Source organism: Bariatricus massiliensis (assembly GCF_900086725.1).
GTDB classification, from domain to species: Bacteria; Bacillota; Clostridia; order Lachnospirales; family Lachnospiraceae; genus Allocoprococcus; species Allocoprococcus massiliensis.
The window spans coordinates 1487978-1502120 of the sequence record NZ_LT574838.1 but is presented as its reverse complement, the minus strand read 5'-3'; the positions used below and the strand labels follow the sequence as shown (position 1 = coordinate 1502120).

The window sequence follows — 14143 nt, the reverse complement described above, 5'->3', positions numbered from 1 at the left end:
TAAATTTGATTTGAAATTTTAAAACCGTCTCATTGCATAGGTTTTTTCTTTGACTTATACTTGTGTACAGGAGGTGCTGACAATGGCAAATGAAGATAAAAAAGATTTTAATGCAATGCTACATGATAGTAAGGATATGCCAAAATTTCAGACGATTACAGATGAAAAAAGCATAGAGAAGTATGGCGGAGACAAAATGTATTTTGCACCGCCGATTGATTATGATAAGGTTATGCGGCTTGTACCATACGGAAAACTACTTACTGTTGGTGCGATAAGGGAATATTTTGCAAATGCAAATGGAGCTGATTTTACAGAGCCGATTACAGCAGGAATTTTTGTTTCGATTGTTGCGTGGGCGAGTTATCAGCGTTCTGAAGATGAAACACCTTATTGGCGTACATTAAAGGCGAATGGGGAATTAAACGCAAAATATCCCGGCGGCATTGAGGCGCAGAAAGAGAAGTTGGAAATGGAAGGACATACGATTGTCCAAAAAGGAAGGAAGAATATCAGATACTATGTTAAAGACTATGAAAATGCCCTATTTGTGTTATAGGTGTTTTCGGAAAGCAATTTTAATATCTTGATTTTCTAAGCAAAATCGCTTATAATTTGAGTCGGAACATATTGCTATTATCCGCAGTTACAGGGCGAGTGTTATCAACGCCGATAACAAAATGATAACATTAGCTCATATAGGCAGGATAATATGGATATATCAAATAATCAAAAGAACTACGAATACGGCAGAAAATAATCTCTAAACAAAATTGATTAGTACTTGTCGAGTTCGAGTAGAGGGTTAAAACCCCGCAAGCCAGTAATTACAAGGCTTGCGGGGTTTTCTTCTGCTTTGAACTGATACAGAGATGTAGACAAAAATGACCCTAGACTGCAGAAATCCTCTAATAAGGGTCATTTTTTGTGGGGTAGTCCATCAAATATAGTGTTGTAGTCTGTGTGAAAAATTTCAGCCAATGCAATTTAACGCACTTATGTGAATGTTGTATGTACCGGCTTCTATTTGAGAGTAGGCACTTCTGGATATGGAGAAGTTGCGAAGCTGCAATTGTGCAATGGCCTGTTCCTGTGTTAAATTTGCACGATTTTTCAGTTCCCTAAGGTTATTTTCCAAAGAAACATACTGTGTTTGCTTTAATTTTTGTGGCATAATTAGCTACCAGCCTTTCACTCGACATATCTTATGTTTATATTGATTATAGTATAAAATGTCTGTACAACTGCAATTAATAGATTTCAAAAGGAGGAAGAATACAAAGCTATGAGCAAAAGAAAATTTAATAAAGTGATGAACACTATCGGAAAGGGGGAGGGGATAAGTTCAAAATAAGTAGAAAAAGAAATTTAAAGTGCCATTGATTCGGGAGTTGATAATCCTGATGCGACGATAAGAGCAGAGTGGGCGAAAGTACCTTTTAAGGGGGAACATCCGACGCCACAGGAAGTAATTGAGTATCTGTGCAAGGAAATGAAGAAGAACCAATAAAAGAGTATTAGTCAATACGCTTATTTTTTTAATTTAATACTACTCAACTATAAAGTAATATACCTCTTCCATTTAAAATTTAATAATAACGATTCATACAGGGTAAAATGAAAGTAGCATATATCGGAAGTGAGGTGTAGGTTGCTTGTTAGATGAGAAGTATATTGTGAATCGAATAAAGGAACTCTGTGACAAAAAGCAGATGACCATATGCACTATCTAAAAAGACGGGCATCAGCCAGTCATCTTTATCGAACCTGAAGAAAAGGGGAAGCACACCTACCTTTTATACATTAGGTAGAATTTGTGACGTATTGGGGATTACACTACCACAATTTTTCTTTGATGATATAGGAAAGTTGGAATTATCTTCAGGACAAAAGAAAGTGCTTGAAGTCTGGGAATCATTGACGGATAAAGAGAAAGAAGCGGTTGAAATCTATGTGAGGGGTATGAAATTGAAGTAAAGCAGTCTGATTTGGGCTGCTTTTTGCGTATTTGCCGGAAAGGCAAATGATGAAGAAGATAATATTTTTAGTTATGGTGTTGATACTTTCAGGATGTGCCCCGGCAGAAGAAAAGGAAGAGGGATATTCGTCTATGATTATTACATCGGATGGCGAAGCTGTATCAGCTTATCGTGATGGAGAGAATGTGACAGACGAGAGGAAAGCACTGGAAGAGCAGACGGAAGAAGCAATTTGTAGATTTTTGAATCGGGATAGGGATGCACTGGAGTTTGATATGTTTTGTATGCTGGAAGAGGATGGTATGACAGTAGAGGTTTTGGTAGATGAAGTGTCGTATACGTTTACTTGCAGTATGTATGGGGATATAATTGGAATTGGAAGGACGGATGGGAATAGGTTTGATTTAAAATAGACTTTGTTGGACCTAATATATAGTATGGGAAAAGGCAATTAAACATCAAGATAGTAAAATATTAGGATAGAAATATTGTATAGAGTGTTATATAATAAAGACAGATATTTTTTGCTAATAAATCAATAGTGTAAAAGTAACAAATTTTGTGAGTGAATATTCCAGTAAAATTTGTAGATTTTTATTTTGAGATAATTAAGTAATACTAGGAATAATACTTGAGTTAGGAGCATTAATAAGATGCTCCTTCTTTGATATAAGTTAAATAGGCGGAATAATACTGATAGAAATAAGGAGAAATGCAAATGTTGGGGAGTATCTTTAAAGTTTTAGACTTAAATCGTAATAATGGTCTGGCAGAGAATCTTATTGAAAATGCTTCTGTTTATCAACAACAATTTTTTCATATGGTGCAAGAAAAGTTGGGAGTTGATGCCGTATATTTTTTGCGGGATGCTGACGGTACGCCTAAAGTCCCATTAATATATTTTGCGTCGATGGAGAGCTACGATGAAGATAAAATTGCTGAATTACATCGTCTAGCGTGGAATTTGGGAGAAGCTCCTTTATTTTTTATCGTAACTCCAGACTTATTGCTTGTTTATAATAATTATGTGGCACCAAGAAAGAAAGATGGAAAGCTAGATAGTGAGGCGGGATTAATTGATGCCATTAAATTAGTGAATATGTTAGAAGCAGAACGCCAGTTACGACAATATCACAGAATACGTCTAGAAACTGGAGAATATTGGCGAGAAAATGAATTTCGCTTTGATATGAAAAACAGGGTTGATGTAACCTTGATGGGTAATTTACGTATTATGAGACGTTCCTTAATCATAAATATACGAAAACGGGTAGATGAGTCGAAATTAAGTAACAAAGAATTGGTGTCAATTGTTCATGCATTATTAGGGCGTTCAATATTAACTAAATATTTAGAGGAGCGTAAGGACAAAGAAGGTAATACAGTATTTCCTAAAGATTTTTTTTCCAAATTTAAGCAAGGCGCTATTCAATATAGCGATTTGTTAGATGATAAAGAAGCAACATATAAATTGTTTAGAGAATTGGCTGACCGTTTTAATGGCGATATGTTTCCTCTAGTTAATAAAGAATATGAAATTATTACGAAGGATAACTTAATTGAATTAAAGGATTTTATTTTAGGAACAACGAGGTTTGAGGATCGCCAAATGGCACTATGGCCCTTATACTCTTTTAATGTAATTCCAATACAACTTATAAGCAGTATATACGAATTGTTTTTCCACTTAAAAATTGATGATAAAATAGGGAAAGATGGAACTTACTATACTCCCTTTCATTTAGTAAGTATGCTTATGGACGAAGTTTTGCCGTGGGAGGGGGAATATTCTGAAAAAAAAGTATTAGATCCGTCGTGTGGATCTGGTGTATTCCTTGTTGAGGCATATAGGAGGTTGATTGGAAAATGGATGTTTACTAATAATTGCTTCAATATAACAAATGAGCAATTAGTTTATATCATGCAAAAATGCATTTACGGAGTTGATTTAAACGAAGAAGCAATTAGGATTGCTTCATTTAGTTTAAGTTTAGTAATGTGTGATTATTTAGAACCACGAAGTATTTGGGAGACGCTTAACTTTCCGAGATTATTGGGATATAATTTATTTGTTAGTGATTTCTTCAGCGAGGGGAAATTTGGAGAAATAGAATATGATATAATTATAGGGAATCCACCTTGGGAAAGTAAATTATCTGATGAGGCAGAAAAATATATTAAAGAAAAAAAAGTTCCAATTGGTGATAAGCAGATTGCTCAGGCGTTTAGCTGGAAAGCGGGGGATATTTGTGATATAAAGGGAATAATATGTTTATTGATGCCTAGCAAAGGATTTTTATTTAATCGTTCAGAGAAAAATGTTGCCTATAGGTCTGCATTTTTTAATAAATTTTCTATATCGGTAATAATAAATTATTCTATATTCCGAAAGGTGTTATTTGAGCACGCTACTGGACCTGCAACTGCAGTGATTTATTCTAATAATAAACAAGAAAGGGATATGCCTATTTTTTACTGTACCCCTAAGCCCACCTTTACAATCGAGGATAGAAGACGTTTTTTAATTGAACCGTCTGATATAAATAAAATACCTTGGGATATTATTGATAATCAATTGATTTGGAAGATAGCAATGTGGGGAACTCCAAGAGATATGGAATTGATTAATAAAATTCAAACAAAATTTGAGCCATTAGAAAAATTTATGAACAATAATGATATGATTTATGCAGAAGGATATATTAGGGGAACGAAACCTAAAATTAGATGTCCAGAGTTTGTTGGATTGCCTTTAATAACTACAAAAAAATTTCAAGGATTTTGTGACAATAAAAGTAATGAGGTAGTGGATTTCGCCAATTATTATCGTTGTGCTCAAAAAAGTAAGAAGATATTTTACGCACCTCATCTTGTGTTTAAACAAAGTCCGAAAAAGGGACGATTTCTATCGGCTGTACTTGACTATAATGCTTTATTTGGAAATAGCTTTATAGGTATACATGGAGATATAATGTTCTTAAAATATATAAGTGTTATCCTATATTCAAAAGTTTTTGTCTATTATTCATTAATGACAAGTCGACGTTGGTTAGTTGAACGTGATGAGTTAAACGTGGGAGAACTTCTTTCATTCCCGCTACCTATTCCAAATAGCGAGGAGCTTAAACGTGCATGTGAAATATATGATAGAAGTAGTTCGTTAGCGATAGATTGTGTAAAAGAAATTGATGGTTTTTCATATGAATTATTCGATCTAAAAGAATATGAAATAGAGTTTGTTGATAATGCAGTATCTTATGTATATGATTATTTTTATGCGAAAGGTAAATCAAAGTCATTATCCTATCCTGAAGAAAAAACACTTAAGCAATATCAAAATGTATTAGTAGATATTTTACGAAAGTCTTTAGGAACATTAGATCATATACATTGCGATGTATATAGTGGTAATGCACCATTGATTGTAGTCCAAGTGGTATTTGGAAATGATACAGTGGGCTTTACTCCGAATGTAGATATTAATGATTTACTAAATGAGTTAGATAATTTGCTTATAAGTGAAAATTCTGGCTGTGTTGCAGTTAAAAGGAATGTAAGAATTTATAATAAATTTTATATCTAATTTTTGATTATCCGTATAAATACTATATTTCTAAGCATTTTGAAGTATAGAAAAACACTCATTTTACCACGAATATACCACGATTGAATGAGCCTTGATATGACACTAAAATAAACATGGGAGATAACACAAAGCATCTGTGTATCTCCCATGTTTCATTCACGCAATATGATTATTCGCTCTTATTTCAAATTTTAAGATTGTTTTCATCATTTATAGCACCAGCTTTTAATGCCTTTTTAATATCACGTTTTTTTAGTCCAACCATATAATTCTTCCTTTATAAAAGCAAAATACTTTATAAATCTTTGACCTTCATTTTATTAAGTTCCTCTTTACGATACTGATGTCTTCCGTCTATCCATATAACAAGTTCCAAAACAAGAATAATTGTGCATGGAACAAGAAATTCAGCAATTTGTATAGAACTTACAAAGTATATGTATGCAAAAACGATAATTGAAATCAAAGGGACAATCGCACCTAATTGCCATGCTTTTTTTGTACTAAGATATTTTTGCATACAAACAATAATAATAGTAATGATAAGCGTACTGAAAAAATTTAATAAAATAGACATAATCATCTCTCCTTTTCTTTTTTATATTTTTCGATAATAATTTTTGCGGTTTCTAAATCTATTCGTGAATCAACCGCAAGACCTTTCACAAAAGTCGTAAATGGTTCTTCTTCTTTTTGGTCAGACATTTCGATTTTTTGTATTAGCTTATCTAATCTTAATCGTACCGTTGGATAAGTAACACCATACGTTTTTGCGATTTCTTTTAATGACCCAGACTTTAAAACAAAATTTTTTAAAAAGGTAACATCTTCTTGTTCTAAAGACAGTATCCATTGAGGTATTTTATCAATCTCCATTTTTACATCCTCCTTTCACTTGTACTTTAACTATATTAAATATAACATAAATAAAATTAAAGTCAATATAAATTTTATATTTATTTTTATTTTATAAGAGATATGAAACAAAGAATGAATTTTGTATTTTGAAAATTAAAATGAGCAAGCATACAAATCCGATAAAAAATGTACGGTTTATTCTCATTTACCCTATAATCTTCCAGTTACTATCCTTATGTAATACAAGCTCATACTGCGACACCTGCGTTGCCTTTGTCTGATTTACCACAAATCAGATTTTATCCCTTTCTTCCTCTTGATTACCCAGCACAGAAAAGAAAAAGCCCTGTCAAGAGCCTTGCCACCATTGGTGGTGCTTTGCACTCTTTACTGGGCTTTTTATTTGCTGTATCTTCCATGCAAGAGGAAATTAAAGACCTCTGTTCCATTTCGCCTTTAGATAATCTTCATAATCTCCCTCATTAAAGTCTACTTGTGGAGAAGTATTAGGAATGTTTTTTCTGTTGTCAATATCTGCAAGTTGACGGAATATCCAATCATCATAAGGGTTGTGATATTTGTATTCTTTCGGTTGTTCTCTGTATCGGTCTAACCCTCGCATTTCCTTATGTACTTTCATCATACGTTCTATTTTTTGACGCTGTATCAACTGTTTGATTTCCATAAGTTCTTCAATTTCCACAACCTCATTAGAAAGATAATTGCTGATGTATCTAATCAATATGGTTTCCATGTAAAATTTGTATTCTTTTTCATCATTGAAAAACTCATTTTCAGACAGATAATCTAAGGAAACATTAAAGTCTTGTTCCCGTTTGATAATATCCATGATGTAAGGTTCTGTGTGGTCAATATACTTCCATTCTCCCGATAATAATTCATTAGGCGTTACGTCCAGCACGTCCATTATCTTTTCTAATGTATCAAAGGTAGGATAATTCACACCTCGTTCAATCTTGGAAAGGCTCTGCATATTGATACCGATTTTGTCCGCCAGTTCCTGTTGTTTCATTCCTCTGTGTTTTCTTATGGTTTGTATGTTCTCTCCTAAGAAACTGATTTTCTTTTCATAATGCTCCATAACTTAGTATAATCGCTCCTTTCGTTGCTTTTCTTGGTGTTTATAAGCATATCATACTTAATATATATCTGAAAGTCAACAAAAACTTCTTGACAAGTAATTCTAATGGCGTTATTATCGTATCAGATAAAGTGATTAAGCACGCTAGGGTCAATCACACGCTTGAGTAAGCATAGAAAAGATGTATTTTCATTTTGATAGCATGAATAAGCATGGACTATCAGACCGAAAATAAGGTTTCTGACTGGGGCTGTTCCGTTTAGCCACGAGCCTTACAAGGCTCGTGAGCGTTAAGAACGGATCAGACACAGGAAGAAAAGGAACGCCTTTAGGCGAACGCATAGGGCGTATATGTAACACCGCCCTGCGCATACATGTCATAGTACCTAGAAACTGTGATAAATAAAGGACAAAACACGATTTTTACCCCGCAAAAAAACGGGAAGTACGAAAGGAGTAATGCACTATAACTACACACAAAAATTTATCCGTTAAGATTGATTACATCAGTATTGTATTTGATACGGCAACCGCTGAAGATGTCATCATGCACATTTTAGGTTTACCGACTGATATTTTCAATATCTATCCGGCAAGCGTTAAATACAAAACCTATCAAGCACGCTGGCAGATTGGAGATATTTATGTATCGGGGGACGCAAGAAAAACAGAGGATAACCCACAAGGGTTAGGCTGTTATCTTGTTATGACCGGCAGAGGCTGTGATGATATTTTCCGTATTCTCGACAGTAGGAATTATACCTTTGGGGATATGTTCCGACGCTGTGAACGAAGATATGGACTGGATAACTTCCATTTCACTAGACTGGATATTGCCATTGATGATAAAAACGAAAAGCCATTTTTTACCATAGAGCAGATAAAGAAGAAATGCGAAAAAGAGGAATTTATCTCCAATAGTGAGGGCTACCACTTTGACGAAAGCAAGTTTGACGATTTCGACACCGCAAAGACCGTTTATATCGGTGCTGGGAAATCGGGATTGTCCTACCGCTTTTATGACAAGGATAAGGAAGTCTGTTCAAAACATAATAAGACACTTGAGGAAGTCGGCAGTTGGAAACGGACAGAAATGCAACTGCGTGATGATAAGGCTCATGCTTTTGCCATGACATTCAAGGACAGACCGCTGGAACTGGGAGAACTGGCTTTCGGGCTATTGGCAAACAACCTACGCTTTGTCGTACCAAACAGAAACGAAAGTAATAAAAGCAGATGGAAAACGTGTCGGTTTTGGGAACGCTTTTTAGGGGCTGTGGAAGTCTTAAAACTGCAAGTACCAAAACAGCAAAATTCCCTTGAAGAAACACAACAATGGCTCACAGAGGGTGGCGTGATTTCCGCTGTCAAAAGTTTTTACTTCTTGGAAGAACATGACGCATTAGGTGGACTGGAAAAAGTGGGAACTATGCTTGATAAGGCAAGATACAGCAATTCCCTTTCCAGTAAACTAACCGCCCACTTACAGAGGATAGACCGCACCGACCTTATCCCCTATATCCAGTATGACACGAAACATGGGAAAGGGGGTATCTGATGAATAACAACGATATTCCTGTATGGGAAAAATACACCCTTACCATTGAAGAAGCGTCAAAGTATTTCCGTATCGGAGAAAACAAGTTAAGACGCTTGGCAGAGGAAAACAAGGACGCTGGCTGGCTCATTATGAATGGCAACCGCATACAGATTAAACGCCGACAGTTTGAAAAGGTCATTGATAAATTGGACGCAATCTAATGCAAATGAGCCTTGTATGTGTTATGATGAACACAAGTCATATCAAGGCTCTTTCCAACAAGGAAAGGAGCAGATACCATGAAAGAAAAAAGACGGGATAGCAAAGGACGTATCCTGCATACTGGAGAGAGCCAACGAACAGACGGAAAATACTTATATAAATATGTGGACGCATTTGGAAACACAAAATATGTGTATGCTTGGAGATTGACACCCACAGACCCGACACCAAAGGGAAAACGGGAAAAACCCTCACTTCGTGAACTGGAACAGCAGATAAGACGGGATATTGAGGACGGTATCGACAGCACAGGCAAGAAAATGACGCTTTGCCAACTCTACGCCAAACAGAACGCACAGAGGGCAAACGTGAAGAAAAGCACACAGAAACAACGGGAACAGCTCATGCGGTTATTGAAAGAGGACAAGTTAGGTGCTAGGAGCATTGATACAATCAAACCCTCTGACGCTAAAGAATGGGCGTTACGCATGAAAGAAAAAGGCTTTTCCTACAATACCATTAACAACCATAAACGCTCGTTAAAAGCGTCATTCTATATTGCCATACAAGACGATTGTGTAAGGAAGAACCCCTTTGATTTCAAGTTAAGTGAAGTCCTAGAAAATGATACCAAAGAGAAAGTAGCATTGACAGAGGAACAAGAACAATCCCTACTGTCATTCATCAAGACGGACAATGTGTATCACAAGTATTATGATGATGTGCTGATACTGTTAAAGACTGGACTTCGTATCTCGGAACTGTGCGGACTGACAGTAGCCGATATTGATTTCAAGAATGAAGTTGTGATTATCGACCACCAGTTATTAAAGAGCAAGGAACAAGGCTATTACATTGAAACGCCTAAAACAAAGAGCGGAATAAGGCAAGTGCCATTAAGTAGAGAAACAATACAGGCATTTCAACGGGTTATGAAGAAACGCCCAAAGGCAGAACCATTTGTGATAGACGGACGGAGCAATTTCCTATTTGTCAATCAGAAAGGCAAGCCCAAAGTTGCCATTGATTATAACGCCTTATTTGTCCGTATGATAAAGAAATACAACAAGCACCATAAGGACAATCCCTTGCCACATATCACACCGCATACGCTACGCCATACGTTCTGCACAAGACTGGCAAGCAAGAACATGAACCCGAAAGATTTACAGTATATCATGGGGCATTCAAATATCAGTATCACAATGAACTGGTACGCTCATGCGTCGATAGATACCGCAAAATCAGAGGTTCAGCGTCTAATCGCATAAGAAGTATTTACCACGATTTTAACCACGCTTGATAGCGAAAATATAAGAAGATAGACCTAGATATGTGAGGTTTACCACAAAAGAAAAAATGCCCGTAGAGCCGATAAAATAAGGCTTTGCGGACATTTGAGAAGATATAAAAAGATAGTCAAAAAGACATATATAATTTAAGCAAAAGATAGTATATATTTAGTTAAACCTAGCCAAAGCAGATATTGGTCTTACTCATCAGCATGTAGAGATGCAGATGAAATATATAGTGATATTATGCGAAAGTGGGGTGAAGAAAATGAGTAGTATAAAGAATATAACAGCATCGAATTCAGTTCCAATAGATTTGGCAAAAAGAATAGGTGAAAAAGGGGTAGGAATAATACTTGTAACAATGTGGCTAAGTTATTATGATTTAAAAAAAGATAAAATTGTAATGGTGGATACCGATGAGGACTCTATAACTGTTGAATGGTATGCCAAAATATATAATCGTTGGACGGAAGAAAATCGAGCGGCACAGATAAATACCAGATTAATACCATATAATCAATATCCTGATAACACCTTGAAAAAAAAGAAGGGAAAAGCACCAACTATTGATTTTTGTTTTAGAGCATGGGATAAAAATGAGGGATATTTTGGTGCAGAATGTAAGCGATTGCGTTCTGACCAAATACCTCTAATAGAGGAGTATGTTGAAAATGGTGTAAAGAGATATACTAGTGGAAAATATAGTTCGAAGTCAAGTGCATCTGCAATGATTGGCTATGTGCAACAAGGAAAAATAGTTGATATTGTTGAGTTACTTAAACCAATAATGTCTACAGCTAATTTAGAAGAGAATTTGTTGCGTATGATACTAGAAAAAAGCCCTCAGTATCGTTCAAGACATATTAGAGATCTTGATAATCAAGTAATTACTTTATATCATTTATTTTTTGACTTTGTAGCTTAGTATATTATTTGTATCACAGTTGGAGATTATTTAAGTTGACTAAGTATTTGAAAGGAAAATGGTAATATTTTAGTAATATAAAATTCCTATAATGTATATTTTGCATAGAAAAGCGTTCGAGATTGAAATAATATAACACGAAAAATCAACGAAAATACTAAACAACAACTTGAAATTTAGGAGTTTGAATAGTAGACAGGGAGCCGGGAAGCCGCTTAGATAGCGGACTTTCCGGCTTTTTATGTGGAACGTGATACCTGTTTGATACCCATACTACTGCAATTTTTCTATAATAGCTCGCGACTTACGAATTGTGCTTGCATTACTAATTGGAGACAAGACATATGAAGAACAAATATTTTGTATTAGGTCTACATAGTTTTTTCTGGAGTTTTCAATGTTTAAATCATTTTTTAGACGCTTTTCTTGTTTGTAATACTCAGAAAAAATAGCTTGAAATCCTAATTCAATAGCTTCTTTCTGAAAGTCTTGTCTAATAGTATTATTTTTTTCTAAAGAATACAGTAAGCTACATATAAGAGAGACGGTTAAAGCGGCCTTTGTTGTTAATGTTTCATTATCACTATCTAAATATACTTTTTTGGCATAGGAGTATGCAGTTTTTAACTTCCAATAATTTGTAGGAACTAATCTATAAATACTTTTTGATCTCTGTAACCAAAAATGTAAGTCGTTTTTTAATAAAGTTTCCAAATTCTCATAAACCATAAAAATAAGTTTACCAGCACCTTTTTTTCTACCGAATAGTTGATTTAATGTATCAAATTGCATAACTTCTCGATATGTACGTTTTTGATTTAAATCCCCATTTTTAAAAGCGTTAACAATTGTTAATATTACATGAATTATATCCTCGTGGCTTAATTTTTGAATTTCGTCCATGATGATATTTTTACTATTATGAACTAATTTATATGCTGAATACGTGTTTTTTTCACCTTTAGATGTCTTAATCCATTCAACTAGAATTGACATTCTATTTATAAAAGATTGTATTTCAGAATATTTTATTTTTAATACATTAGTTTCTCTACTGTATACCTTATCTTTAACACATAATAGTAACAATAAAATTTGTTCATTAAACGTATATTTAGAGGGCAATTTTAAAGGAAATGTCAAAGATATACCTTGTTCATTTTTTATAATGTTTAAATAATCTAAATTGGTATCTTTATCTTTTCTAATTGTTAGTGCATGTTCGTTAATTTTTGGTTCTAGTTGGGTTAATTCATTATTATCAAAAATATTCTTTAAAATTATATAATCAGAATCAGTTTTTTCCGACACAAAGTTATCACTTTGATTTAATGCAACAATTATGCTGTTATTATTCTTTTTTAATATATCATTGACATCTTGCAGCATATAATAACTTTCAACGGATAAGGAATTGCTATCAAAAATAAGCAAACTGTTTTGTGTGGTCTCAATTATATTAAGAATAACATCTGTACTTTCAAGCGTCGTTGAAGGGAAAAAGTAAATTGAACGACGCTTTTCACGTTCACAAACTGTACATAGTAATGAAGTCTTTCCGGCAAAACGACGTCCTTCTATAAAAAGCAAATTGTATGTTTTAAGTGATTCGTCTATTTCTGCTAAACATGAACGGTTAATTATTAAATTCGATTTGTAAAACATATTTTCTTTTTCGTCAAAATTTCTGAATCCAGAGAAATATTTTAATTTTTCATCTGCGACACAAGTTACTGATGGATTATAGAAAGGATATTTGGCAATTTTTTCTTGAATTTGTTGTTCTGAAACAGAATTAATAAAATCCATATAAAAGACATCATAATCCTTAACCAAAATAACATCAGTTATTCCATAATCTTCAAGATCGTCTGCATCAAATTGTGATAACTTCTCGGTTCTTAAGACTATACCCATTGTATTGTGTCGCTCTTTAGCAATTCCATTATAGATAAATTTTATATCAGGTTCATTTTTTAGACTACATCCAATAAAAAGAAGGTTAAATTCTTTATATGCAGTAGAAAAATTTTCGCGCATAGATTGATTATTATCAGCATTTAAAGATTGTGTATACTGATCTGAATCAAATACTATATTATCACTCTGACTATATTTTATTTCATAGGAAGCATCTCCATGTAGTTTATATAAAAAACGCGTGTTAAATAAATTCTTTCTAGCATTTTGGTATGGTAATATTGGATTAAAAAGATTAGTATTTTCTATACCATCATCTACATTAATTGTAAAAGCGTATGCCCAAGGTAATTTCAAAAAATTTATTTTTGTTTCTGATAAAGATACATTCGTAAAGTAATTTCTAAAAAAATTTGTATACTCTTTTTCTGGTACAAAATGAGGAACAGATTTCCTTAACCGTTTGGCTGTTTCATTAAAATCGTATAGTGAAAGATGTTCTTCATTCATGCCAGGTACATATTGTTTAATTAAATTTTTCATCAAATCAGTACATAATTTGCCATCCGGCACAGTTTTACTATAAGACGGCGAGTCTTTAGTATATCCAGCTCCGAAAATAGGAATTAAACGTTCTTCTAACATTAATTGAGTTAATATTTTAATACCATCATCGTGGCTTATATAATTAATCATAAGTATCTCCTTATTTATAT

At 33.9% G+C, this 14143-nt stretch carries 13 protein-coding genes and 1 pseudogene; 8 read left to right on the top strand and 6 right to left on the bottom strand.

Features of this window, described 5'->3' with window-relative positions:
- The first annotated feature begins 82 nt into the window (after positions 1 to 82).
- On the top strand, positions 83 to 559 hold the full coding sequence (locus tag BN6465_RS18770) for an MGMT family protein (RefSeq protein WP_066738067.1): 477 nt from the start codon (positions 83 to 85) through the stop codon (positions 557 to 559).
- A 414-nt stretch (positions 560 to 973) separates the two neighbouring features.
- Here the strand turns inward: BN6465_RS18770 and BN6465_RS21675 are convergent, their stop codons facing one another.
- Positions 974 to 1174, bottom strand: coding sequence for a helix-turn-helix domain-containing protein (locus BN6465_RS21675; RefSeq protein WP_334292663.1), 201 nt, complete (start codon positions 1172 to 1174; stop codon positions 974 to 976).
- 569 nt (positions 1175 to 1743) lie between these two features.
- Between BN6465_RS21675 and BN6465_RS21670 the strand changes: the two genes are divergently transcribed.
- From BN6465_RS21670 to BN6465_RS18755, 3 genes are all read left to right on the top strand, one after another.
- Positions 1744 to 1977, top strand: coding sequence for an XRE family transcriptional regulator (locus BN6465_RS21670; protein WP_082891791.1), 234 nt, complete (start codon positions 1744 to 1746; stop codon positions 1975 to 1977).
- Between the two features lie 46 nt (positions 1978 to 2023).
- Positions 2024 to 2392 (top strand): hypothetical protein, encoded by a 369-nt coding sequence (locus tag BN6465_RS18760; RefSeq protein WP_227183776.1) that lies wholly within the window; start codon positions 2024 to 2026, stop codon positions 2390 to 2392.
- 305 nt (positions 2393 to 2697) lie between these two features.
- On the top strand, positions 2698 to 5562 hold the full coding sequence (locus BN6465_RS18755) for an HsdM family class I SAM-dependent methyltransferase (protein ID WP_066738065.1): 2865 nt from the start codon (positions 2698 to 2700) through the stop codon (positions 5560 to 5562).
- A gap of 298 nt (positions 5563 to 5860) precedes the next feature.
- Here BN6465_RS18755 and BN6465_RS18750 read toward each other — a convergent pair whose 3' ends face one another.
- The 4 genes and pseudogenes from BN6465_RS18750 to BN6465_RS18740 all read right to left on the bottom strand — a co-directional run bounded on the left by BN6465_RS18750 (position 5861) and on the right by BN6465_RS18740 (position 7525).
- Complete coding sequence (locus BN6465_RS18750) at positions 5861 to 6142, bottom strand: hypothetical protein (protein ID WP_066734718.1); 282 nt, start codon at positions 6140 to 6142, stop codon at positions 5861 to 5863.
- A gap of 2 nt (positions 6143 to 6144) precedes the next feature.
- Positions 6145 to 6441 (bottom strand): DUF2089 family protein, encoded by a 297-nt coding sequence (locus BN6465_RS18745; RefSeq protein WP_066734721.1) that lies wholly within the window; start codon positions 6439 to 6441, stop codon positions 6145 to 6147.
- A 187-nt stretch (positions 6442 to 6628) separates the two neighbouring features.
- Positions 6629 to 6715: pseudogene (locus BN6465_RS20390) on the bottom strand (conjugal transfer protein); the annotation flags it as partial.
- Positions 6716 to 6853: 138 nt separating this feature from the next.
- Positions 6854 to 7525 (bottom strand): helix-turn-helix domain-containing protein, encoded by a 672-nt coding sequence (locus BN6465_RS18740; RefSeq protein ID WP_066734723.1) that lies wholly within the window; start codon positions 7523 to 7525, stop codon positions 6854 to 6856.
- 496 nt (positions 7526 to 8021) lie between these two features.
- Here BN6465_RS18740 and BN6465_RS18735 point away from each other — a divergent pair, with 496 nt between their 5' ends.
- The 4 genes from BN6465_RS18735 to BN6465_RS18720 all read left to right on the top strand — a co-directional run bounded on the left by BN6465_RS18735 (position 8022) and on the right by BN6465_RS18720 (position 11507).
- Positions 8022 to 9083, top strand: coding sequence for a replication initiation factor domain-containing protein (locus tag BN6465_RS18735; protein ID WP_278276535.1), 1062 nt, complete (start codon positions 8022 to 8024; stop codon positions 9081 to 9083).
- Entirely contained in the window at positions 9083 to 9286 is a 204-nt protein-coding gene (locus BN6465_RS18730) for an excisionase (protein WP_002610247.1), read from the top strand. The genes BN6465_RS18735 and BN6465_RS18730 overlap by 1 nt, the downstream gene beginning before the upstream one ends.
- A 78-nt stretch (positions 9287 to 9364) precedes the next feature.
- The gene (locus tag BN6465_RS18725) at positions 9365 to 10558 is read left to right on the top strand and encodes a tyrosine-type recombinase/integrase (protein ID WP_066734727.1); all 1194 of its coding nucleotides are present in this window, start codon (positions 9365 to 9367) and stop codon (positions 10556 to 10558) included.
- Between the two features lie 289 nt (positions 10559 to 10847).
- Positions 10848 to 11507: a hypothetical protein gene (locus BN6465_RS18720; protein WP_154670294.1), complete on the top strand. Its 660-nt coding sequence runs from the start codon at positions 10848 to 10850 to the stop codon at positions 11505 to 11507.
- Positions 11508 to 11780: 273 nt separating this feature from the next.
- Here BN6465_RS18720 and BN6465_RS18715 read toward each other — a convergent pair whose 3' ends face one another.
- Positions 11781 to 14123: an SIR2 family protein gene (locus tag BN6465_RS18715; protein ID WP_066738060.1), complete on the bottom strand. Its 2343-nt coding sequence runs from the start codon at positions 14121 to 14123 to the stop codon at positions 11781 to 11783.
- Positions 14124 to 14143 lie beyond the last annotated feature (20 nt).

Bases quoted from the DNA above. Each gene is read 5' to 3' on its own strand.
- BN6465_RS18755 (WP_066738065.1), top strand. From the start codon at position 2,698: ATGTTGGGGAGTATCTTTAAAGTTTTAGACTTAAATCGTAATAATGGT.
- BN6465_RS18770 (WP_066738067.1), top strand. From the start codon at position 83: ATGGCAAATGAAGATAAAAAAGATTTTAATGCAATGCTACATGATAGT.
- BN6465_RS18725 (WP_066734727.1), top strand. From the start codon at position 9,365: ATGAAAGAAAAAAGACGGGATAGCAAAGGACGTATCCTGCATACTGGA.
- BN6465_RS18740 (WP_066734723.1), bottom strand. From the start codon at position 7,525: ATGGAGCATTATGAAAAGAAAATCAGTTTCTTAGGAGAGAACATACAA.
- BN6465_RS18760 (WP_227183776.1), top strand. From the start codon at position 2,024: ATGATGAAGAAGATAATATTTTTAGTTATGGTGTTGATACTTTCAGGA.
- BN6465_RS18745 (WP_066734721.1), bottom strand. From the start codon at position 6,441: ATGGAGATTGATAAAATACCTCAATGGATACTGTCTTTAGAACAAGAA.
- BN6465_RS18720 (WP_154670294.1), top strand. From the start codon at position 10,848: ATGAGTAGTATAAAGAATATAACAGCATCGAATTCAGTTCCAATAGAT.
- BN6465_RS18715 (WP_066738060.1), bottom strand. From the start codon at position 14,123: ATGATTAATTATATAAGCCACGATGATGGTATTAAAATATTAACTCAA.
- BN6465_RS18750 (WP_066734718.1), bottom strand. From the start codon at position 6,142: ATGTCTATTTTATTAAATTTTTTCAGTACGCTTATCATTACTATTATT.
- BN6465_RS18730 (WP_002610247.1), top strand. From the start codon at position 9,083: ATGAATAACAACGATATTCCTGTATGGGAAAAATACACCCTTACCATT.
- BN6465_RS21675 (WP_334292663.1), bottom strand. From the start codon at position 1,174: ATGCCACAAAAATTAAAGCAAACACAGTATGTTTCTTTGGAAAATAAC.